We start from the raw sequence: 24,280 nt of genomic DNA, 5'->3' as shown, positions 1-24,280 counted from the left end.
TAAAAGTAATTAGACTCTTAAAGTTCAATATCTTTAAATTTTCGACGCAATTTATTACGTACATGGATAGCCGCTAAATTAAGCCCAATAATAACGGTGATCAATAAAAATGAAGTCGCATATACTAAAGGTCTTGCCGCTTCTACATTGGGACTCTGAAAGCCTACATCAAAAATATGAAAGCCTAGATGCATAAATTTTCTCTCTAAATGAACGTAAGGGAAGTTCATATCTATCGGCAAACTAGGAGCAAGCTTCACAACACCAACCAACATTAAAGGCGCGACCTCACCCGCCGCCCGCGCAACCGCTAAGATTAACCCAGTCATAATAGCGGGACTTGCCATCGGAATAACAATACGCCATAAGGTTTCAAATTTAGTGGCTCCTAATGCAAGCGATCCCTGTCTTAATGACATTGGAATTCTTGATAAACCCTCTTCAGTTGAAACAATAACCACCGGTAAAGTCAAAATAGCCAACGTTAGTGCCGACCAGAAAACGCCTGGTGAACCAAACATGGCACCCGGTGCTACTTCTGGATAAAAAAGAGAATCAATACTCCCACCTAATATGTAAACAAAAAACCCCAGACCAAATACCCCATAAACGATTGACGGCACCCCTGATAAATTGATAACAGAAATACGGATCATTTTAGTTATCGAATTTTTTGGCGCGTATTCATGTAAGTAAATAGCGGCTATCACACCTAATGGCGTCACGATCACAGCCATTAATAGCACCATAAAAATAGTGCCAAAAATAGCAGGAAATACACCCCCTTCCGTATTTGCTTCTCTTGGATCTGTCGTTACAAATTCATAAATTCCATGAAACCAGCTCATGGTTTTTTGTAGCACATTCATTTTGTTCGGTTGCTGCGCTTTTAAAAGATTAGCGATCGAAAGCTGAACAACTTCGCCGCGCATATCTTTTACAAAAAGATGATCTCTATCCGCTTGGCGATTAAAGTCAAAGAGTTGCGTTTCAAAAACACCAACAGCTTTTCTGAGAGCATCGCTTTGCTTTTTAAAATCGAGAATATTCTCTGCCGTTAGCGTTTTAGCAATTTCCATACTTCTTTGTTTTAAGCGTATATTTTCTATTTGATAATTAATCGAACTTATCTCACCCTTTTGTAACGCTAACGCTTTATTATTTAATTGCACCGCGCGATCGATAAGTGCATTTAAGTCATCTAATGACTCAAAGGTTGTTTTATTACCCTTTATTTCTAAAAATAATGGATACCCGTAAAAATTACCATTTGTAATACGTGTTAACACCATCAATTCCGAAGCTTTCTTTTGTGATTTAATTTGAGGTTGAAGTAACCACCTAAAATCTAAATCTACAAATTCTCGGTTACCGGTTTTAACCAGAAGTTGCTTAACTTCATGTAAATTTTTAGGGATCTCATACCCAGCTTCATGTAGTTGTATCGCTGGTACTACTTTTGTATCGTATATTTCACCTATCACCGTGTGTATTTGTTGTTGGTTATTTTTAACTTGAAACTCATATAAATCAGATGGCCAAAAATAACTAAGACCACGAGATGCGATAAGCAATACCAAACCTACGACAGCAATTAAACAGAGACTAACGGCACTAGCAATAAGCCAAACCCAAGGATCTCCCGTTTTAAACCATTTCTTCATTTTAATATTCCTTGTTAAATCGAGCTGTATTTTTCACGAAGCTTTTGGCGTACAAATTCAGCAATCGTATTAAAAATAAAAGTTAAGACAAACAGTACAAACGCTGCCAAGAAAAGGATCCGATAATGTGAACTCGCAATTTCTGCCTCCGGCATTTCAACCGCTATATTGGCAGCTAATGTGCGCATTCCAGAGAAAATATTAAAGTCCATAATAGGCGTATTACCCGTCGCCATTAACACAATCATTGTTTCACCCACAGCGCGACCTAAACCCATCATGATGGCAGAGAAAATACCGGGACTGGCGGTTAATAAAACAACTCTGATTAAGGTTTGCCATTTTGTCGCCCCCAATGCCAAAGAGCCCTGTGTTAAATGTTTGGGAACACTAAAAACAGCATCTTCTGTGATCGAAAATATCGTAGGTATAACAGCAAAGCCCATCGCGATACCGACGACAAGAGAGTTACGCTGATCAAATCCAAAGATATCATTAACATAGGCACGTGCATCACCATTGAAAAAGAGATCTTCTAATAATGAACTGCTTGATATAACTACGATTGAAACAATAAGCAGCGTGGGAATTAATATATATATATGCATTCCATCGCCTAACTTTTCTTGTATCGAGTTAGGCAAGGTTTGACAAAGTGCTGCAACAGCCAATGCCGATAAAGGCAACGCTATCATCAGTAAAAATACGGCTGGTAAATGCGTTTCTATAAAAGGAGCTAACCAGAGTCCGGCTAAGAACCCTAATATTACAGTGGGTAGCGCCTCCATAATTTCAACACTTGGTTTTACAACTGAGCGAAGTCTATCCGTCATAAAGTATGCAGTATAAATAGCACCTCCAATTGCGAGAGGCACCGCAAATAACATGGCATAAAAAGCAGCTTTTATCGTACCAAAAGCAAGGGGCATTAAACTAAATTTAGGTTCAAAATCATCTGCACCTGATGTCGATTGCCAAATGAGATCCGGCTCAGAATAACCTTCATACCAAACGTTTTCCCAAATAGCAGCCCAAGATATTTCAGGGTATTCATTTTCATAATTATAAAATTGGTATTGTGTGTCACTCGAAACAATAAACGCATTGTATCGGGATGCTATTGATAAATGTTTAACTCCCTTTAAATCAAGAGGCTCTTCTAATAACTTGGTGCCCCCTGTTGCGTGAAAAACGGTTAACATGCCATTTTTCGAAACACTTAAAAATCCTTTCCTATTTAGTTCAGAAACCAAATCAACAATGTCTTTTTCCGCACTAAACGTTCGTATTTTGGTAAACTTTCTCTCACCATTATCACGTACATTAAACCACTGTGAAATAACACCGTTACTATTAGCAACTAATACGGAAGTGCCCCCAGAAAGAAAAGTGATATCAGTTACATTTTGATAGGGTTCGTTAATATCTAATATTAAAATATTTTTTATATTACTTATGTCACTGATATCTAGTATATAAAGTTTGTTTAATGATCGAATATAAGCATATTGTAAGTTGGATGAAATCAATAAATTATCGATATTAGAGGGTATATGACCTAATGAAACGGTTTCAGAGTCCCATTCTAACTCTTGAGTCATAAAATTTTCAGACGCTTCGAATACAGTTAAAAAACCGCGACCATCTTTTGTCACTGATATTACATTTGCGCGATCCTCCTGCATTGCCATAGACACTTTAACTATCGGTTGGTGCTTAGCATCTATTAATATTGATGACTCGAGAAAGGGAAAAAGAACCTGCGGTGTTATCTCTCTTTGATTGTTTTTATACGTTAGTTTGAAATTAACCTCTAAAAGACTAATTGAACCATCTTTAAAGCCAAACACTGCCATTTTCCGAGATTGATTTAACTGCCCAAAAGAAATAGCTTGTTGCGTAAAGTTATAATTATTTTTATTTTCCTCTGCGCTATTTAATTCACCGCTTGTTTTAAAGAAATTAACACCAAGTGAATTAAAACGATATGCAATATCATTGTATTCATCCAAACCTAGCGCAAAAGTAATTCCCTCTTGATCATTCTTAAATGTATTTCTTTGTTCAATGCTGGGTGATTTAAAGATGGGATATACGACATATAATAAATATGCAAATATTAAAATTAATGTGGCTAAAACCAATACACCCCCGAGCTTTATCGTATATTCGGCAAATTTATCCTTAAATAAACGTACAGAGCAGCCAGATCTCTTTAATAAATGATTGTTTGGCATATTCATTCTCATATTAAGGTAATAACTAATGCCGGGATTATATTATTGTTTTGTTACAGTTATATTACGCCCATAATTTTTTATTAAAAATAATTTAGATTCTTTGATGCAGTACCGAGAAATAATAATACAAACTTATCATTATATAAATTAGCGTATGAGTATGAAGCAATTTCATAGTGTGATGAAAAATAAACATTTAACCTCTAATATACCGCGAAGACTGAAAGTAAATTTATAGAATATTCCTCATTATTTAATGCTTATAGAATGATCGCTATATCGGTATTAAAAACGTTAAGTAAATAAGAAAAATCGATCATTCATACCACCATAAAAGTAAAAACCAACATCTGATTTAAGGTAGCAAGTCATGGAACAATGGAGAAATATTAGAAAATATTTGCATAAGCACCCTGAGCTCTCTGGAGACGAACAACAAACAGCATCTTATATATTAAAAAAATTACAAATTTTTAAACCCGATCGAATATATACAAATATCGGGGGCCATGGCATCGCCGTTTGTTTTGATTCAAATAAGCCCGGTCCCAATATTCTATTTCGTAGTGAACTTGATGCGCTACCCATTGAAGAATTAAATGATTTTGAATATAAATCTATAAAAGCAGGGATCTCACATAAATGTGGTCATGATGGGCACATGGCTATTATTTTATCCTTAGCTAAAAAAATATCAGAAACCCCACCTCTTATAGGTAGCGTTACATTATTGTTTCAACCGGCAGAAGAAACCGGACAAGGAGCTAACGCGGTAGTTAATGATGATAAGTTTAATCTTTTTAAACCTGACTTCTGTTTTGCACTGCATAACTTACCCGGACATAGTGCGGGAGAAGTATTACTGAGATCAGGTAATTTTAATTGCGCATCCAGAGGAGTATGTATCAAATTAAAAGGGAAAACAGCACATGCTGCTTATCCTGAGACAGGGATAAGTCCTGCTAATATGTTGGCTGAATTAATGCAAACATTACCTCATATTGCCGATGATCTAGAGTATGAGGAATTAATAATGTTAACACTCATTCATTGCAGTATGGGTGAGGAAGCATTTGGCACTGCCCCTGCTGATGGGAAATTATTAGCAACACTTAGAGCAGAATCTAATATGGCAATGCAGGCTTTAGTCGATAAAGTGACGACAAAAGTAACCCTTTGTGCAAAACAAAATAATTTAGCACTAGAAATAACCTGGTTTGATATTTTTAATGCCAGTGTCAACAATCCGCAATGCGTGAAACATATTGCAGACGCAGCAGCATCTTGTGGGCATCACATTACTTGGTTAGATAAGCCCTTTAGATGGTCAGAAGATTTCGGAGCCATAAGTAGCAAAACAAAAGGCGCTATGTTTGCTTTTGGTGCAGGAGAACAAACACCTCAACTACATAACCCTGATTATGACTTTCCAGATCAGCTAATAATCCAAGGTAGAAATATATTTTTTAAAATTTACCAAAATTTACTTTGTGATAAATAAAAAAAGTAATAAGTGTTCATTATTGTCCTCATGATAATACTCCCCAGCCAAGCTTTTAACTAAAAAAACCCAGCCCTTTATATAAGGACTGGGGTTTATCATTGCAATTTATTAATCGAGCGCTTGGCGACGGTCGGGAGTCGCGGAACTCCTACGCTAGTAAACATCGCTGTCGCGATACCCTCCAGAACACGCAGAGCTTAGTCCGATCAAGAAAATTGCCTGCCGGCAAACTCGCCCCTAAAATCACACTTAAGGAAAGCAACTTCGTTGCGCTCGAAACTTCCCATGTGAGAGTGGTCATTGCCAAGCCTTTAACGAAAAAACCCCAGCACATCAAAGAAGGGCTGAGGTTTATCGTTGGAATTTATTAAGAGAGGCGCTTGGCGACGGTCGGGAGTCAACGATCTCATCCGCTCGTACACTTGCCTGTCGGCAATACCCTCCAGGATTCGCAGAGCTCACCCGCTCGTGAAAATTGCCTGCCGGCAAACTCGCCCCTAAAATCACATAATATGCTTCTGCCTTCGGCAGGCTCTTTATTTTCCATGTGAGAGTGGTCATCTAGCCAAGCTAATAACGAAAAAAACCCCAGCACATCAAAGAAGGACTGGGGTTTATCGTTGGCATTTATTAAGAGAGCGCTTGGCGACGGTCAGGGCTCGCAGAGCTCACCCGCTCGTATACTTGCCTGTCGGTAAACTCGCCCTACTATCACACAATATGTATCTGCCTTCGGCAGGCTATTTATGTTCCATGTTCGAGTAGGTCATTGCCAAGCCTTTAACGAAAAAACCCCAGCCCTTCGTAGAAGGACTGGGGTTTATCGTTGGAATTTATTAAGAGAGGCGCTTGGCGACGGTCGGGAGTCGCAGAGCTCCTCCGCTCGTATACTTGCCTGTCGGCAAACTCGCCCTACTATCACACTAAAGGAAAGCAACTTTGTTGCGCTGTTTATTTCCCATGTGAGAGTGGTCATCTAGCCAAGCTAATAACGAAAAAATCCCTGTTGACATCAGTCAACAGGGATTTATCGTTAATTAGGCGCTTGGCGATGACCTACTCTCACATGGGGAGACCCCACACTACCATCGGCGCAACTGCGTTTCACTTCTGAGTTCGGCATGGGATCAGGTGGTGCCACAGCGCTATTATCGCCAAGCTAAAAATCTTAATTAGAAAAGCTGGATTGTTTCTTAATCTTGCAATTTGTTTCGTAAAATATGTCTTCGCAAACGTATTTGATTGATTACAATCATCTCTTGGTTACTCAATACAATACTTTTAGGAATTGTATGGTTAAGCCTCACGGGTAATTAGTACAAGTTAGCTCAATACATTACTGTACTTACACACCTTGCCTATCAACGTTGTAGTCTCCAACGGCCCTTTAGGGAGCTTAAAGCTCCAGTGAGAACTCATCTCGAGGCTCGCTTCCCGCTTAGATGCTTTCAGCGGTTATCGATTCCGAACGTAGCTACCGGGCAATGCCATTGGCATGACAACCCGAACACCAGCGGTTCGTCCACTCCGGTCCTCTCGTACTAGGAGCAGCTCCTCTCAATTCTCAAACGCCCACGGCAGATAGGGACCGAACTGTCTCACGACGTTCTAAACCCAGCTCGCGTACCACTTTAAATGGCGAACAGCCATACCCTTGGGACCGACTTCAGCCCCAGGATGTGATGAGCCGACATCGAGGTGCCAAACACCGCCGTCGATATGAACTCTTGGGCGGTATCAGCCTGTTATCCCCGGAGTACCTTTTATCCGTTGAGCGATGGCCCTTCCATTCAGAACCACCGGATCACTATGACCTACTTTCGTACCTGCTCGACGTGTCTGTCTCGCAGTTAAGCTGGCTTATACCATTGTACTAACCTCACGATGTCCGACCGTGATTAGCCAACCTTCGTACTCCTCCGTTACTCTTTAGGAGGAGACCGCCCCAGTCAAACTACCCACCAAACAGTGTCCCAAACCCCGATTCAGGGGCCATGGTTAGAACTCAAAACATACAAGGGTGGTATTTCAAGGTTGACTCCACCAAATCTAGCGACCTGGTTTCATTGCCTCCCACCTATCCTACACATGTAGGCTCTAAGTTCACTGCTAAGCTGTAGTAAAGGTTCACGGGGTCTTTCCGTCTAGCCGCGGGTACACAGCATCTTCACTGCGATTTCAACTTCACTGAGTCTCGGGTGGAGACAGCATGGCCATCATTACGCCATTCGTGCAGGTCGGAACTTACCCGACAAGGAATTTCGCTACCTTAGGACCGTTATAGTTACGGCCGCCGTTTACTGGGGCTTCGATCAAGAGCTTCGCGCAAGCGCTAACCCCATCAATTAACCTTCCAGCACCGGGCAGGCGTCACACCCTATACGTCATCTTACGATTTAGCAGAGTGCTGTGTTTTTAATAAACAGTTGCAGCCATCTGGTATCTTCGGCCTACAACAGCTCCATCCGCAAGGGACTTCACCGTCGTAGGCGTACCTTCTCCCGAAGTTACGGTACCATTTTGCCTAGTTCCTTCACCCGAGTTCTCTCAAGCGCCTTGGTATTCTCTACCTGACCACCTGTGTCGGTTTGGGGTACGATCCTTTATTATCTGAAGCTTAGAGACTTTTCCTGGAAGCATGGCATCAATGACTTCATCACCGTAGTGACTCGACATCGTATCTCAGCGTTAGTAGAAACCCGGATTTACCTAAGTCTCCCGCCTACATACTTGAACCTGGACAACCATCGCCAGGCCCACCTAGCCTTCTCCGTCCTCCCATCGCAATAATAAAGGGTACGGGAATATTAACCCGTTTCCCATCGACTACGCCTTTCGGCCTCGCCTTAGGGGTCGACTCACCCTGCCCCGATTAACGTTGGACAGGAACCCTTGGTCTTCCGGCGGGGGGGTTTTTCACCCCCCTTATCGTTACTCATGTCAACATTCGCACTTCTGATACCTCCAGGATGGTTTACACCTTTCCCTTCGACGGCTTACAGAACGCTCCTCTACCATGCATAATAAATTATGCATCCGCAGCTTCGGTGATATGTTTAGCCCCGTTAAATCTTCCGCGCAGACCGACTCGACTAGTGAGCTATTACGCTTTCTTTAAAAGATGGCTGCTTCTAAGCCAACTTCCTAGCTGTCTAAGCCTTTCCACATCGTTTCCCACTTAACATATACTTTGGGACCTTAGCTGGCGGTCTGGGTTGTTTCCCTTTCCACGACGGACGTTAGCACCCGCCGTGTGTCTCCCATGATTGCACTTGTTGGTATTCGGAGTTTGCATAGGGTTGGTAAGTCGGGATGACCCCCTAGCCTAAACAGTGCTCTACCCCCAACAGTGATACATGAGGCGCTACCTAAATAGCTTTCGAGGAGAACCAGCTATCTCTTGGTTTGATTGGCCTTTCACCCCCAGCCACAAGTCATCCCCTAATTTTTCAACATTAGTGGGTTCGGTCCTCCAGTTGATGTTACTCAACCTTCAACCTGCTCATGGCTAGATCACCAAGTTTCGGGTCTAATCCCAGCAACTATTCGCCCAGTTAAGACTCGGTTTCCCTACGGCTCCCCTAAACGGTTAACCTTGCTACTGAAATTAAGTCGTTGACCCATTATACAAAAGGTACGCAGTCACCGAACTAAGTCGGCTCCTACTGCTTGTACGTACACGGTTTCAGGTTCTATTTCACTCCCCTCACAGGGGTTCTTTTCGCCTTTCCCTCACGGTACTGGTTCACTATCGGTCAATTAGGAGTATTTAGCCTTGGAGGATGGTCCCCCCATATTCAGTCAGGATTTCTCGTGTCCCGACCTACTCGTTTTCACTATAAAGAAGTTGTCATATACGGGACTATCACCCTGTATCGTTGCACTTTCCAGAGCATTCTACTAACTTCTAAACAGCTTAAGGGCTGTTCCAATTTCGCTCGCCGCTACTATCGGAATCTCGGTTGATTTCTTTTCCTAAGGGTACTTAGATGTTTCAGTTCCCCTCGTTCGCTTCGTTAAGCTATGTATTCACTTAACGATGACACTAAGTGCCGGGTTGCCCCATTCGGAAATTCCAGGATATAACGCTTGTTATCAACTCCCCTGGACTTATCGCAGATTACCACGTCCTTCATCGCCTCTAATTGCCTAGGCATCCACCGTGCACGCTTATTCACTTAACCATACAATACCTAAAAATACTTTTAGATATAATATGTCGTTTCCAAGACGCTTGCGATCCTCATATTTTACTATGAAAAACACATTCGTTTTTCGTGCACCTATCAGTTATAAATAACTGAGTAGATACGTACAAACTGCACTTCACTTACGTGAATTGCAGCTGTTTTTATTTTTGCTTGATTACAGTATCTAATATAAATATTAAATACTGAGAACAATTTCGTTTATATTTAAAGCATTATATAAACAACCTAAGTTATTTATTATGATGCGATAAATAAGAACTTTATCAGCTTTCCTAATTGTTAAAGAGCAGTGTTAAAAAACACTTGATAATTGTTTCAAATTAAACAGTTATCAAGTGATTCTCTGGTTTTTTAATGCCTAGATTTTGGTATCCCCAAGGGGATTTGAACCCCTGTTACCGCCGTGAAAGGGCGGTGTCCTAGGCCTCTAGACGATGGGGACCAAGAACTTTGTGCGCTTTATCATTCTAATCAAACAATCTGTGTGGACACTAAACGTGTTTCTTTCGTATAAGGAGGTGATCCAGCCCCAGGTTCCCCTAGGGCTACCTTGTTACGACTTCACCCCAGTCATGAACCACACCGTGGTCATCGCCATCCCCGAAAGGTTAAGCTAATGACTTCTGGTGCAGCCCACTCCCATGGTGTGACGGGCGGTGTGTACAAGGCCCGGGAACGTATTCACCGTGGCATTCTGATCCACGATTACTAGCGATTCCAACTTCACGGAGTCGAGTTGCAGACTCCGATCCGGACTACGACAGACTTTATGAGATTCGCATACCCTCGCAGGTTAGCAACCCTTTGTATCTGCCATTGTAGCACGTGTGTAGCCCATCCCGTAAGGGCCATGATGACTTGACGTCGTCCCCACCTTCCTCCGGTTTATCACCGGCAGTCTCCCTAAAGTTCCCGGCATAACCCGCTGGCAAGTAAGGATAAGGGTTGCGCTCGTTGCGGGACTTAACCCAACATTTCACAACACGAGCTGACGACAGCCATGCAGCACCTGTCTCAGAGTTCCCGAAGGCACTCATCTATCTCTAGGTGATTCTCTGGATGTCAAGGGATGGTAAGGTTCTTCGCGTTGCATCGAATTAAACCACATGCTCCACCGCTTGTGCGGGCCCCCGTCAATTCATTTGAGTTTTAACCTTGCGGCCGTACTCCCCAGGCGGTCTATTTAATGCGTTAGCTTTGAAACCCACGGCATATAGCCACAAACTTCTAATAGACATCGTTTACTGCGTGGACTACCGGGGTATCTAATCCCGTTTGCTCCCCACGCCTTCGCGCCTCAGTGTCAGTCTTTGTCCAGGTGGCCGCCTTCGCCACTGGTATTCCTTCAGATCTCTACGCATTTCACCGCTACACCTGAAATTCTACCACCCTCTACAAAACTCTAGTCAACCAGTTTCAAATGCAGTTCCAAGGTTGAGCCCTGGGCTTTCACATCTGACTTAATTAACCACCTACGCGCGCTTTACGCCCAGTAATTCCGATTAACGCTCGCACCCTCCGTATTACCGCGGCTGCTGGCACGGAGTTAGCCGGTGCTTCTTCTGCGAGTAACGTCACAGATAGCAGTTATTAACTACTACCCTTTCCTCCTCGCTGAAAGTGCTTTACAACCCGAAAGCCTTCTTCACACACGCGGCATGGCTGCATCAGAGTTTCCTCCATTGTGCAATATTCCCCACTGCTGCCTCCCGTAGGAGTCTGGACCGTGTCTCAGTTCCAGTGTGGCTGGTCATCCTCTAAGACCAGCTAGGGATCGTCGCCTTGGTAAGCCATTACCTTACCAACTAGCTAATCCCACTTGGGCTACTCTAAACGCGCAAGGCCCGAAGGTCCCCTGCTTTGGTCCGTAGACATTATGCGGTATTAGCAGTCGTTTCCAACTGTTGTCCCCCACGTTAAGGCATATTCCCAAGCATTACTCACCCGTCCGCCACTCGTCAGCAAAGTAGCAAGCTACTCTCTGTTACCGTTCGACTTGCATGTGTTAAGCCTGCCGCCAGCGTTCAATCTGAGCCATGATCAAACTCTTCAATTTAAAGTTTAATTTGCAATGTTGTTACCAACAATGCGACTCAATATTACTGACTAAAACTAAGTAACTAATCAACTAGTGAAAAGTACTTGTTGTTATTCTGAATTAATGAATTAATTCGTGTGTCACTGATATTGATTCTTTTTGTCCTCTTAATGAAGTTGCAAAGCAAAATCACCATAAGGACTTTTTTGAAATCATCATCTAGTGCCCACACAGATTGTTTGATTAAATTGTTAAAGAGCGTGCCTTTCGGCAGGTGCGTATAATACGTCACCAGTGAGATTTGTCAACGTTTTAATTTAATAATCAAATCGTTGTCTCACCAAACACTGCGTAACTCGCGTTACTTACTGTGTCTGTGGGGTCGCATTATAGGGAGTTCAGCAACATTGGCAAGGCTTTATTTACATTAAATTAAAATAAACACTTTAGTGATTATTTAGTAATCGATTTGTGCCTTTTATAAGAGAGTCGGTGCTCGGGAGTCGCAGAACTCCTCCGATCAAAAACTTGCCTGTCGGAAAACGCGCCTAATCACACAATATGCTTCTGCCTTCACAGGCTGTTATTTCCATGTAAGAGTAGGTTACTCCTAAGCCTTTAACAAAAAAAACGGTTTTATATAATGATGGGGTTTAAAAAAGAGACACTTGATGACGGTCGGGCTTCGCAGTACTCACCCGATCAAAAACTTGCCTGTTGAAAAACTGTTTATTTCCCATTAAAAGTGGTCATCTAGCCAAGCTAATAACGAAAAAATCTATTTTATATAGTGATGAGTTTAAAAAAGAGGTGCTTTGGCGACGGTCAGGGTTCAACGATCTCACCCGCTCGTAAATATCGCTGTCGCGATACACTCCAGGACACGCAGAACTTAGTCCGATCAAGAAAATTTCCTGCCGGAAAACTCGCCCTACTATCACACAATATGCTTCTGCCTTCGCCGCGCTGTTTATTTCCCATGTGAGAGTGGTCATTTGCCAAGCATTTAACGAAAAAAACGGTTTTATATAGTGATGAGTTTAAAAAAAGAGGCGCTTTGGTGACTGTCAGGGTTCAACGATCTCACCCGCTTATAAATATCGCTGTCGCGATACACTCCAGGACACGCAGAACTTAGTCCGATCAAGAAAATTTCCTGCCGGCAAACTCGCCCTACTATCACACAATATGCTTCTGCCTTCGCGCGCTGTTTATTTCCCATGTGAGAGTGGTCATTTGCCAAGCATTTAACGAAAAAAACGGTTTTATATAGTGATGAGTTTAAAAAAAGAGGCGCTTTGTCGATGGACAGGAGTCGCGGAGCTCCTCCGCTCGTAAACTTGCCTGTCGGCAAACTCGCCCTACTATCACACTAAAGGAAAGCAACTGCGTTGCGCTCTTAATTTCCCATGTGAGAGTGGTCATCTAGCCAAGCTAATAACGAAAAAATCCCTGTTGACATCAGTCAACAGGGATTATTCGTTATTAGGCGCTTGGCAATGACCTACTCTCACATGGGGAGACCCCACACTACCATCGGCGCAACTGCGTTTCACTTCTGAGTTCGGCATGGGATCAGGTGGTGCCACAGCGCTATTATCGCCAAGCTAAAAATCTTAATTAGAAAAGCTGGATTGTTTCTTAATCTTGCAATTTGTTTCGTAAAATATGTCTTCGCAAACGTATTTGATTGATTACAATCATCTCTTGGTTACTCAATACAATACTTTTAGGAATTGTATGGTTAAGCCTCACGGGTAATTAGTACAAGTTAGCTCAATACATTACTGTACTTACACACCTTGCCTATCAACGTTGTAGTCTCCAACGGCCCTTTAGGGAGCTTAAAGCTCCAGTGAGAACTCATCTCGAGGCTCGCTTCCCGCTTAGATGCTTTCAGCGGTTATCGATTCCGAACGTAGCTACCGGGCAATGCCATTGGCATGACAACCCGAACACCAGCGGTTCGTCCACTCCGGTCCTCTCGTACTAGGAGCAGCTCCTCTCAATTCTCAAACGCCCACGGCAGATAGGGACCGAACTGTCTCACGACGTTCTAAACCCAGCTCGCGTACCACTTTAAATGGCGAACAGCCATACCCTTGGGACCGACTTCAGCCCCAGGATGTGATGAGCCGACATCGAGGTGCCAAACACCGCCGTCGATATGAACTCTTGGGCGGTATCAGCCTGTTATCCCCGGAGTACCTTTTATCCGTTGAGCGATGGCCCTTCCATTCAGAACCACCGGATCACTATGACCTACTTTCGTACCTGCTCGACGTGTCTGTCTCGCAGTTAAGCTGGCTTATACCATTGTACTAACCTCACGATGTCCGACCGTGATTAGCCAACCTTCGTACTCCTCCGTTACTCTTTAGGAGGAGACCGCCCCAGTCAAACTACCCACCAAACAGTGTCCCAAACCCCGATTCAGGGGCCATGGTTAGAACTCAAAACATACAAGGGTGGTATTTCAAGGTTGACTCCACCAAATCTAGCGACCTGGTTTCATTGCCTCCCACCTATCCTACACATGTAGGCTCTAAGTTCACTGCTAAGCTGTAGTAAAGGTTCACGGGGTCTTTCCGTCTAGCCGCGGGTACACAGCATCTTCACTGCGATTTCAACTTCACTGAGTCTCGGGTGGAGACAGCATGGCCATCATTACGCCATTCGTGCAGGTCGGAACTTACCCGACAAGGAATTTCGCTACCTTAGGACCGTTATAGTTACGGCCGCCGTTTACTGGGGCTTCGATCAAGAGCTTCGCGCAAGCGCTAACCCCATCAATTAACCTTCCAGCACCGGGCAGGCGTCACACCCTATACGTCATCTTACGATTTAGCAGAGTGCTGTGTTTTTAATAAACAGTTGCAGCCATCTGGTATCTTCGGCCTACAACAGCTCCATCCGCAAGGGACTTCACCGTCGTAGGCGTACCTTCTCCCGAAGTTACGGTACCATTTTGCCTAGTTCCTTCACCCGAGTTCTCTCAAGCGCCTTGGTATTCTCTACCTGACCACCTGTGTCGGTTTGGGGTACGATCCTTTATTATCTGAAGCTTAGAGACTTTTCCTGGAAGCATGGCATCAATGACTTCATCACCGTAGTGACTCGACATCGTATCTCAGCGTTAGTAGAAACCCGGATTTACCTAAGTCTCCCGCCTACATACTTGAACCTGGACAACCATCGCCAGGCCCACCTAGCCTTCTCCGTCCTCCCATCGCAATAATAAAGGGTACGGGAATATTAACCCGTTTCCCATCGACTACGCCTTTCGGCCTCGCCTTAGGGGTCGACTCACCCTGCCCCGATTAACGTTGGACAGGAACCCTTGGTCTTCCGGCGGGGGGGTTTTTCACCCCCCTTATCGTTACTCATGTCAACATTCGCACTTCTGATACCTCCAGGATGGTTTACACCTTTCCCTTCGACGGCTTACAGAACGCTCCTCTACCATGCATAATAAATTATGCATCCGCAGCTTCGGTGATATGTTTAGCCCCGTTAAATCTTCCGCGCAGACCGACTCGACTAGTGAGCTATTACGCTTTCTTTAAAAGATGGCTGCTTCTAAGCCAACTTCCTAGCTGTCTAAGCCTTTCCACATCGTTTCCCACTTAACATATACTTTGGGACCTTAGCTGGCGGTCTGGGTTGTTTCCCTTTCCACGACGGACGTTAGCACCCGCCGTGTGTCTCCCATGATTGCACTTGTTGGTATTCGGAGTTTGCATAGGGTTGGTAAGTCGGGATGACCCCCTAGCCTAAACAGTGCTCTACCCCCAACAGTGATACATGAGGCGCTACCTAAATAGCTTTCGAGGAGAACCAGCTATCTCTTGGTTTGATTGGCCTTTCACCCCCAGCCACAAGTCATCCCCTAATTTTTCAACATTAGTGGGTTCGGTCCTCCAGTTGATGTTACTCAACCTTCAACCTGCTCATGGCTAGATCACCAAGTTTCGGGTCTAATCCCAGCAACTATTCGCCCAGTTAAGACTCGGTTTCCCTACGGCTCCCCTAAACGGTTAACCTTGCTACTGAAATTAAGTCGTTGACCCATTATACAAAAGGTACGCAGTCACCGAACTAAGTCGGCTCCTACTGCTTGTACGTACACGGTTTCAGGTTCTATTTCACTCCCCTCACAGGGGTTCTTTTCGCCTTTCCCTCACGGTACTGGTTCACTATCGGTCAATTAGGAGTATTTAGCCTTGGAGGATGGTCCCCCCATATTCAGTCAGGATTTCTCGTGTCCCGACCTACTCGTTTTCACTATAAAGAAGTTGTCATATACGGGACTATCACCCTGTATCGTTGCACTTTCCAGAGCATTCTACTAACTTCTAAACAGCTTAAGGGCTGTTCCAATTTCGCTCGCCGCTACTATCGGAATCTCGGTTGATTTCTTTTCCTAAGGGTACTTAGATGTTTCAGTTCCCCTCGTTCGCTTCGTTAAGCTATGTATTCACTTAACGATGACACTAAGTGCCGGGTTGCCCCATTCGGAAATTCCAGGATATAACGCTTGTTATCAACTCCCCTGGACTTATCGCAGATTACCACGTCCTTCATCGCCTCTAATTGCCTAGGCATCCACCGTGCACGCTTATTCACTTAACCATACAATACCTAAAAATACTTTTAGATATAATATGTCGTTTCCAAGACGCTTGCGATCCTCATATTTTACTATGAAAAACACATTCGTTTTTCGTGCACCTATCAGTTATAAATAACTGAGTAGATACGTACAAACTGCACTTCACTTACGTGAATTGCAGCTGTTTTTATTTTTGCTTGATTACAGTAATTAATATAAATACTAATTACTGAGAACAATTTCGTTTATATCTATCACACCAATCAAATAACCTAAGTTATTCATTGTTATTGTGCGATAAATAAGAACTTTATCAGCTTTCCTAATTGTTAAAGAGCAGTGTTAAAAAAACACTTGATAATTGTTTCAAATTAAACAGTTATCAAGTGATTCTCTGGTTTTTTAATGCCTAGATTTTGGTATCCCCAAGGGGATTTGAACCCCTGTTACCGCCGTGAAAGGGCGGTGTCCTAGGCCTCTAGACGATGGGGACCAAGAACTTTGTGCGCTTTATCATTCTAATCAAACAATCTGTGTGGACACTAAACGTGTTTCTTTCGTATAAGGAGGTGATCCAGCCCCAGGTTCCCCTAGGGCTACCTTGTTACGACTTCACCCCAGTCATGAACCACACCGTGGTCATCGCCATCCCCGAAAGGTTAAGCTAATGACTTCTGGTGCAGCCCACTCCCATGGTGTGACGGGCGGTGTGTACAAGGCCCGGGAACGTATTCACCGTGGCATTCTGATCCACGATTACTAGCGATTCCAACTTCACGGAGTCGAGTTGCAGACTCCGATCCGGACTACGACAGACTTTATGAGATTCGCATACCCTCGCAGGTTAGCAACCCTTTGTATCTGCCATTGTAGCACGTGTGTAGCCCATCCCGTAAGGGCCATGATGACTTGACGTCGTCCCCACCTTCCTCCGGTTTATCACCGGCAGTCTCCCTAAAGTTCCCGGCATGACCCGCTGGCAAGTAAGGATAAGGGTTGCGCTCGTTGCGGGACTTAACCCAACATTTCACAACACGAGCTGACGACAGCCATGCAGCACCTGTCTCAGAGTTCCCGAAGGCACTCATCTATCTCTAGGCGATTCTCTGGATGTCAAGGGATGGTAAGGTTCTTCGCGTTGCATCGAATTAAACCACATGCTCCACCGCTTGTGCGGGCCCCCGTCAATTCATTTGAGTTTTAACCTTGCGGCCGTACTCCCCAGGCGGTCTATTTAATGCGTTAGCTTTGAAACCCACGGCATATAGCCACAAACTTCTAATAGACATCGTTTACTGCGTGGACTACCGGGGTATCTAATCCCGTTTGCTCCCCACGCCTTCGCGCCTCAGTGTCAGTCTTTGTCCAGGTGGCCGCCTTCGCCACTGGTATTCCTTCAGATCTCTACGCATTTCACCGCTACACCTGAAATTCTACCACCCTCTACAAAACTCTAGTCAACCAGTTTCAAATGCAGTTCCAAGGTTGAGCCCTGGGCTTTCACATCTGACTTAATTAACCACCTACGCGCGCTTTACGCCCAGTAATTCCGATTAACGCTCGCACCCTCCGTATTACCGCGGCTGCTGGCACGGAGTTAGCCGGTGCTTCTTCTGCGAGTAACGTCACAGATAGCAGTTATTAACTACTACCCTTTCCTCCTCGCTGAAAGTGCTTTACAACCCGAAAGCCTTCTTCACACACGCGGCATGGCTGCATCAGAGTTTCCTCCATTGTGCAATATTCCCCACTGCTGCCTCCCGTAGGAGTCTGGACCGTGTCTCAGTTCCAGTGTGGCTGGTCATCCTCTAAGACCAGCTAGGGATCGTCGCCTTGGTAAGCCATTACCTTACCAACTAGCTAATCCCACTTGGGCTACTCTAAACGCGCAAGGCCCGAAGGTCCCCTGCTTTGGTCCGTAGACATTATGCGGTATTAGCAGTCGTTTCCAACTGTTGTCCCCCACGTTAAGGCATATTCCCAAGCATTACTCACCCGTCCGCCACTCGTCAGCAAAGTAGCAAGCTACTCTCTGTTACCGTTCGACTTGCATGTGTTAAGCCTGCCGCCAGCGTTCAATCTGAGCCATGATCAAACTCTTCAATTTAAAGTTTAATTTGCAATGTTGTTACCAACAATGCGACTCAATATTACTGACTAAAACTAAGTAACTAATCAACTAGTGAAAAGTACTTGTTGTTATTCTGAATTAATGAATTAATTCGTGTGTCACTGATATTGATTCTTTTTGTCCTCTTAATGAAGTTGCAAAGCAAAATCACCATAAGGACTTTTTTGAAATCATCATCTAGTGCCCACACAGATTGTTTGATTAAATTGTTAAAGAGCGTGCCTTTCGGCGAGGTGCGAATAATACGCTACCCGTGAGATTTGTCAACCTCTTAGTTAACTTAATTAACAAGAAGTTGTCTCTCTAAACACCGTAGTAACTTGCGCTACATACCGTGTCTGTGGGGTCGCATTATAGGGAGTTCATCGGCATTGGCAAGTTTTATTTACTAAAAATTACATTTTTTAAATAAATGAATATTTAACAAGCATTTTGCTATTTTTTTAACCAAAAAAACAAAGAATCAAATAAGAATGCTATTTATTATGCCTATATTTAAGCATAATTTAGATGTCTATACCTATAGATACGCCATGATGCAAAATCAGTAAGCCTAATAACACTTAGCTTCTCGCATAAAAGAGAAAAATAGTTATTCTAACTTGGTAGTTTTGTAACAACACATCAATGCTAAATATAAGTTCAAGTCGCATCGACCTTTAGCGAGAGGTGAGAAGACTCCTTGGGCGTTCACATGGTAAAAGGAACCTTAACACCTGTTATCTTAGCTTGTGCCTGCTTAGAGCCTCTTGAAGTAACATAGGTATATATAGTAATAATACAAAAACATTAATGGAGTTATATATGAATCAAATACAAATATTAGTTGGCAGTACATTAGGTGGTACTGAATATGTTGCAGAAGCAGCACAAGTATTACTAGAAGAAGCTTGTTTTGATACAGAGCTACACCTAGATCCTGACTTAAATGAATTATCTCTACAAATTGAAGATATTTGGCTTATTTGTTTATCTACTCATGGAGCGGGTGACTACCCAGATAATTTTAAAGGATTTGTAGAGCAATTACAGCAAGTAAATGCACCTTTACACGACGTTCGTTATGCAATCATAGGTATTGGCGATTCCAATTACGATACCTATTGTGAAGCTGCAAAAAATATTGATTTATTATTAGAAGAAATGGGAGCGACGAGTATTAGTGATCGTTTTGAAATAGATATTGTTAATTACCCTTCTCCAGAAAGTAGAGTATTAGATTGGATCCCGACTTTGATCGAAGATCTTACTAAAATTGAAGAAGAATAACGTAATAGTTATACACAGTAGCCTGTGTATATATCATTTATAAACACTTAGTTAATTATGATTAAACTATGCATAAACCTGTGCTTAACTTTGGCTGTGCATAAGTAGCCATTCTATCCCAAGGATAAGCGCAGAAAGATCCCTTATTACACACAACAAAGGATCTTATATAAGATCCTGATCTTTAAAATAAAAAAGCATTTTTACATAAAAGAGCCAAACATTAATAATAGTAGTAATAAAAGATCTTTAAAGATCTATATATACTACTAATACTATTCATTTGATCTTAGTGGTGTCATATTTTGAAGGAAGGAGGTAAAATACGTTTCTATATTTTTACTGTAGTTTTGGAAGAAGAATGAATTACCACGAACATTTTGATGTTATTATCATTGGCGGTGGCCATGCAGGAACGGAAGCAGCCGCATCATCAGCCCGTATGGGACTAAACACGTTATTATTAACCCATAATATTGAAACTTTAGGACAAATGTCTTGTAACCCCGCAATTGGTGGGATTGGCAAAGGACATTTAGTGAAAGAAGTGGATGCATTAGGTGGTTTAATGGCCAATGCGACTGACAAAGCTGGTATTCAATTCAGAACTCTTAATTCTAGTAAAGGCCCAGCCGTACGAGCTACACGGGCACAAGCGGATAGATTATTATACAAAGCGGCTATTCGAGAAAAACTAGAAAACCAAGAAAATTTAAAAATATTCCAACAAGAAGTTGAAGATCTTATTGTTGAAAATGATCAAGTAACCGGTGTTGTTACTAAAATGGGTGTAAAGTTTTCGGCTAAATCAGTTGTTTTAACCGTAGGTACATTTTTAAATGGTCTAATTCATATTGGATTAAAAAATTACAGTGGCGGACGAGCAGGTGATCCAGCTTCAATCGGTTTAGCACAACGTTTAAAAGATCTTCCTATTCGAATGGGACGTTTAAAAACAGGTACCCCTGCTCGTATTGATGCGCGTAGTATCGATTTTTCTGTTTTAGAAGTACAACATGGTGATACACCGATCCCTACATTTTCTTTTATGGGAAAAGCCAGCGATCATCCACGTCAAATTCCTTGTTATATCACCCATACCAATGAAAAAACACACGATATTATTCGTAATAGTTTAGATAGAAGTCCGATGTATACAGGTGTAATTGATGGTGTTGGACCACGCTACTGCCCGTCTATTGAAGATAAAATAATGCGTTTTGCAGATAAAAACTCGCATCAAATATTTGTTGAACCTGAAGGTTTAACGACGCATGAAGTTTACCCTAATGGAATATCAACCAGTTTACCTTTTGATGTACAAATAGAATTTATTCAATCCATGAAAGGTTTTGAAAATGCATTTTTAACGCGCCCTGGTTATGCCATTGAGTATGATTATTGTGATCCTCGTGATTTAAAATCGACATTGGAAAGTAAATATATTCATGGTTTATTCTTTGCTGGGCAAATTAATGGCACAACAGGTTATGAAGAAGCTGCTGCTCAAGGATTACTTGCAGGTATGAATGCTGCATTGTATTCGCAAGACAAAGAAGGTTGGTCTCCACGACGCAATGAAGCTTATTTAGGGGTCTTAATTGACGATCTTTCTACATTAGGTACTAAAGAGCCCTACCGCATGTTTACCAGTCGTGCAGAGTATCGTTTATTATTACGTGAAGACAATGCAGATAGTCGTTTAACCGCTATTGGGCGTGAATATGGTGTGATCGATGATGCGCGTTGGAAAATGTTTAGTGAGAAGCAAGAAACGATTGAACTTGAATCACAACGTTTAAAAGGACAATGGGTAAATCCAAATTCGGTAAACGCTGCACAAATAAATGCATTATTAAAACAACCAATGCAACGCGAAAGTACATTAGAAGCCATGATACGTCGTCCTGAAATAAAGTATCTGGATCTTATGAATATTGAAGGTTTAGGCCCAGCAGTCAGCGATCCAAAAGCGGCGGAACAGATTGAAATTAAAATTAAATATCAAGGTTACATTGATAGACAATTAGATGAAATTGAAAAATCAAAACGTAATGAAAACACTTTATTACCACTTGATATTGATTACCAAATTGTAAAAGGCTTATCGAATGAAGCTATTGCAAAATTAAATGAGATGAAACCAGAAAGTATTGGAAAAGCCTCTAGAATACCAGGGATAACGCCAGCAGCTATTTCTATTTTATTGATTTATTTAAAGAAAAACGGGTTAAGAAGAAATGTTTAATAAAATAGAGTTAACTAATAATTTACGAAGCATGATAAGTTTAACCACTTTAAAAGTAAGTGATAAACAAATTAATCAATTAATACAATTGCTTGAGCTATTAGTGAAATGGAATAAAGCATATAATTTAACGTCGGTTCGTGATCCACAGCAAATGCTTATCAAGCACATTATGGACAGTATTGTAGTGTCACCACACTTACAGGGACAACGCCTCATAGATGTAGGTACAGGCCCTGGATTACCTGGATTACCATTGGCAATATTAAATCCTGATAAACAATTTGTATTGCTAGATAGCTTAGGTAAACGTTTACGTTTTATCCGTCAAGCCGTGTTAGAGTTAGGCCTAAAAAATGTAGAGTTTATTCAAAGCAGAGTCGAAGAATATCATCCTGAAGAAAAATTTGATGTCGTTTTAAGTCGCGCTTTTGCTTCACTTGCTGACATGCTTAATTGGTGTAAACATTTAAGTAATGAAAATGGGCATTTTTTAGCGTTAAAAGGACAATTACCAGAGCAAGAGATAAAAAACTTAGATAAACAATTTGAATTTATAGAGTCTATTACATTGCAAGTACCAAACCTCGAAGGAGAGCGTTGCTTAGTAAAAGTAAAAAGGATATAAATTTCCATTATCATCAATATAGAGTAGATCTTTGTGGGTAAAATAATTGCAATAGCCAACCAAAAAGGTGGTGTAGGTAAAACGACTACTTGCGTTAATTTAGCAGCTTCAATGGCGGCTACTAAGCGTAAAGTATTAGTCATTGATTTAGATCCTCAAGGTAATGCAACCATGGGATCTAATATTGATAAGTATGAGGTTGCTCATACTGCTTATGATTTATTAATTGACGATTTACCTTTAGATCAGGTCATTGAAAAAGAAACATCAGGTGGCTTTCATTTAGTGGCTGCCAACAGTGATGTTACCGCTGCAGAAGTTAAGCTAATGAGCTTTTTTTCAAGAGAAACACGTTTACGTAGTGCGTTAGCCCCTTATAAAGATCAATATGATTATATTTTTATTGACTGTCCACCCTCTTTAAATATGTTGACGGTTAATGCGATGACAGCAGCCGATTCTGTTTTAGTGCCAATGCAGTGTGAATATTACGCATTAGAAGGATTAACGGCGTTACTCGATACGATCACTAAAATAGCTTCTGTTATCAATGCGGATCTTAAAATAGAAGGGATCTTACGCACGATGTACGATCCTCGTAACCGTTTATCTTCAGATGTTTCAGATCAACTTAAAAAGCATTTTGGTAATAAGGTTTATCGTACGATCATTCCTCGTAATGTTCGTTTAGCCGAAGCCCCGAGTTTTGGCACCCCCGTTATTTATTATGATAAATATTCCACCGGAGCTAAAGCCTATTTAGCCCTAGCGGGTGAAATTTTACGTCGTGAAGAGCAATTACAAGAAGATAAGGAAACATCATGATAGGAAGAAAGAGAGGCTTAGGTAAAGGTTTAGATTCATTACTTAGTAGCAGTAATATAAGTCGCTCAAAACAAGTATCTCATGATGTTCAAGCAGAGAAAACCCAGAAAATAGTAGAAAGTACACAAGGTGAATTGCAGAATATAAATATAGATCTTCTGCAGGCGGGAAAATACCAACCGCGTCGTCATATGTGCACTGAAAAATTAGAAGAGCTTGCAAGTTCAATTCATGCCCAAGGTATTATTCAGCCACTCGTAGTTAGACTAACCGGTCATCAAAACTATGAGATAATTGCCGGTGAGCGGCGTTGGCGTGCAGCTAAAATAGTGGGATTGGAAAGCATCCCCTGTTTAGTTAAAAATGTACAAGATAATGCTGCTATTGCGATTGCTTTGATTGAAAATATTCAACGTGAAGACTTAAATGCAATGGAAGAAGCGATTGCATATAAACGTTTATTAGAGGAATTTACGCTTACTCATCAAGATGTCGCAGTTGCGGTTGGTAAGTCGCGTACTGCAGTGAGTAACTTGTTACGTTTAAATAATTTATCGATGCCAGTACAGAAAATGCTCGCTAATGGCGACATTGAAATGGGTCATGCGCGTGCACTTCTCAGTTGTGATGATGAGCGACAAGCAAGCCTTGCATTTATGGTTATAGATAAAAATTTAACCGTAAGAGAGACTGAACGCTTAGTTAAGCAATCAAGTGATCCAAAAGTACCCAAAAGCACGCCGAAGTTGTTAAAAACAGATCCTAAAATACAGGCAATATCAGAAACCTTATCAAGTAAACTTGGAACGCCTGTGGTATTTTCTCAAGCCAAAAATGGCAGTGGAAAAATAGTGATCAGCTTTGATAAAACAGATAAATTAAACGATATATTAGCGTTATTAAAATAACT

Annotated in this window: 8 protein-coding genes, 2 tRNA genes and 6 rRNA genes; 6 read left to right on the top strand and 10 right to left on the bottom strand. The window is 42.1% G+C overall.

Features of this window, described 5'->3' with window-relative positions:
- Positions 1–17 precede the first annotated feature (17 nt).
- A complete protein-coding gene (pstA, locus tag PCNPT3_RS00285) occupies positions 18–1,664 on the bottom strand; it encodes a phosphate ABC transporter permease PstA (RefSeq protein ID WP_015463873.1) in 1,647 nt (548 codons plus the stop codon).
- A 14-nt stretch (positions 1,665–1,678) separates the two neighbouring features.
- A complete protein-coding gene (locus PCNPT3_RS00280) occupies positions 1,679–3,901 on the bottom strand; it encodes an ABC transporter permease subunit (protein WP_015463872.1) in 2,223 nt (740 codons plus the stop codon).
- Positions 3,902–4,274: 373 nt separating this feature from the next.
- Between PCNPT3_RS00280 and PCNPT3_RS00275 the strand changes: the two genes are divergently transcribed.
- A complete protein-coding gene (locus PCNPT3_RS00275; RefSeq protein WP_015463871.1) occupies positions 4,275–5,405 on the top strand; it encodes an amidohydrolase in 1,131 nt (376 codons plus the stop codon).
- A 1,046-nt stretch (positions 5,406–6,451) separates the two neighbouring features.
- Here the strand turns inward: PCNPT3_RS00275 and rrf (PCNPT3_RS00270) are convergent.
- The 8 genes from rrf (PCNPT3_RS00270) to PCNPT3_RS00235 form a co-directional block, all read right to left on the bottom strand.
- Positions 6,452–6,567 (bottom strand): 5S ribosomal RNA (rrf, locus tag PCNPT3_RS00270).
- A gap of 133 nt (positions 6,568–6,700) precedes the next feature.
- A 23S ribosomal RNA gene (locus PCNPT3_RS00265) occupies positions 6,701–9,592 on the bottom strand.
- Positions 9,593–9,985: 393 nt separating this feature from the next.
- Positions 9,986–10,061: transfer RNA gene (locus PCNPT3_RS00260), tRNA-Glu, on the bottom strand.
- Positions 10,062–10,130: 69 nt separating this feature from the next.
- Positions 10,131–11,675: ribosomal RNA gene (locus tag PCNPT3_RS00255) — 16S ribosomal RNA — on the bottom strand.
- Between the two features lie 1,473 nt (positions 11,676–13,148).
- A 5S ribosomal RNA gene (rrf, locus tag PCNPT3_RS00250) occupies positions 13,149–13,264 on the bottom strand.
- A gap of 133 nt (positions 13,265–13,397) precedes the next feature.
- Positions 13,398–16,289: ribosomal RNA gene (locus tag PCNPT3_RS00245) — 23S ribosomal RNA — on the bottom strand.
- Positions 16,290–16,686: 397 nt separating this feature from the next.
- A tRNA-Glu gene (locus tag PCNPT3_RS00240) sits at positions 16,687–16,762 on the bottom strand.
- A gap of 69 nt (positions 16,763–16,831) precedes the next feature.
- Positions 16,832–18,376, bottom strand: a 16S ribosomal RNA gene (locus PCNPT3_RS00235).
- The 16S, 23S and 5S rRNA genes sit together here with 2 tRNA genes alongside, the layout of an rRNA operon.
- 828 nt (positions 18,377–19,204) lie before the next feature.
- Between PCNPT3_RS00235 and mioC the strand changes: the two genes are divergently transcribed.
- From mioC to PCNPT3_RS00210, 5 genes are all read left to right on the top strand, one after another.
- Entirely contained in the window at positions 19,205–19,669 is a 465-nt protein-coding gene (gene mioC / locus PCNPT3_RS00230) for an FMN-binding protein MioC (RefSeq protein ID WP_015463870.1), read from the top strand.
- Positions 19,670–20,030: 361 nt separating this feature from the next.
- Positions 20,031–21,917: a tRNA uridine-5-carboxymethylaminomethyl(34) synthesis enzyme MnmG gene (gene mnmG, locus PCNPT3_RS00225; RefSeq protein WP_015463869.1), complete on the top strand. Its 1,887-nt coding sequence runs from the start codon at positions 20,031–20,033 to the stop codon at positions 21,915–21,917.
- A complete protein-coding gene (rsmG, locus tag PCNPT3_RS00220) occupies positions 21,910–22,545 on the top strand; it encodes a 16S rRNA (guanine(527)-N(7))-methyltransferase RsmG (protein ID WP_015463868.1) in 636 nt (211 codons plus the stop codon). The genes mnmG and rsmG overlap by 8 nt, the downstream gene beginning before the upstream one ends.
- A gap of 33 nt (positions 22,546–22,578) precedes the next feature.
- Entirely contained in the window at positions 22,579–23,370 is a 792-nt protein-coding gene (locus tag PCNPT3_RS00215) for a ParA family protein (RefSeq protein WP_015463867.1), read from the top strand.
- Positions 23,367–24,278: a ParB/RepB/Spo0J family partition protein gene (locus tag PCNPT3_RS00210; RefSeq protein WP_015463866.1), complete on the top strand. Its 912-nt coding sequence runs from the start codon at positions 23,367–23,369 to the stop codon at positions 24,276–24,278. Before PCNPT3_RS00215 ends, PCNPT3_RS00210 begins: the two co-directional genes overlap by 4 nt.
- Positions 24,279–24,280 lie beyond the last annotated feature (2 nt).

Source organism: Psychromonas sp. CNPT3, from assembly GCF_000153405.2.
GTDB lineage: Bacteria > Pseudomonadota > Gammaproteobacteria > Enterobacterales > Psychromonadaceae > Psychromonas.
Note: the sequence above shows the minus strand (reverse complement) of the source record. Positions and strands in the feature narration are given on the sequence as shown.

Bases quoted from the DNA above. Each gene is read 5' to 3' on its own strand.
- rsmG (WP_015463868.1), top strand. From the start codon at position 21,910: ATGTTTAATAAAATAGAGTTAACTAATAATTTACGAAGCATGATAAGT.
- pstA (WP_015463873.1), bottom strand. From the start codon at position 1,664: ATGAAGAAATGGTTTAAAACGGGAGATCCTTGGGTTTGGCTTATTGCT.
- mnmG (WP_015463869.1), top strand. From the start codon at position 20,031: ATGAATTACCACGAACATTTTGATGTTATTATCATTGGCGGTGGCCAT.
- PCNPT3_RS00280 (WP_015463872.1), bottom strand. From the start codon at position 3,901: ATGCCAAACAATCATTTATTAAAGAGATCTGGCTGCTCTGTACGTTTA.
- PCNPT3_RS00275 (WP_015463871.1), top strand. From the start codon at position 4,275: ATGGAACAATGGAGAAATATTAGAAAATATTTGCATAAGCACCCTGAG.
- mioC (WP_015463870.1), top strand. From the start codon at position 19,205: ATGAATCAAATACAAATATTAGTTGGCAGTACATTAGGTGGTACTGAA.
- PCNPT3_RS00210 (WP_015463866.1), top strand. From the start codon at position 23,367: ATGATAGGAAGAAAGAGAGGCTTAGGTAAAGGTTTAGATTCATTACTT.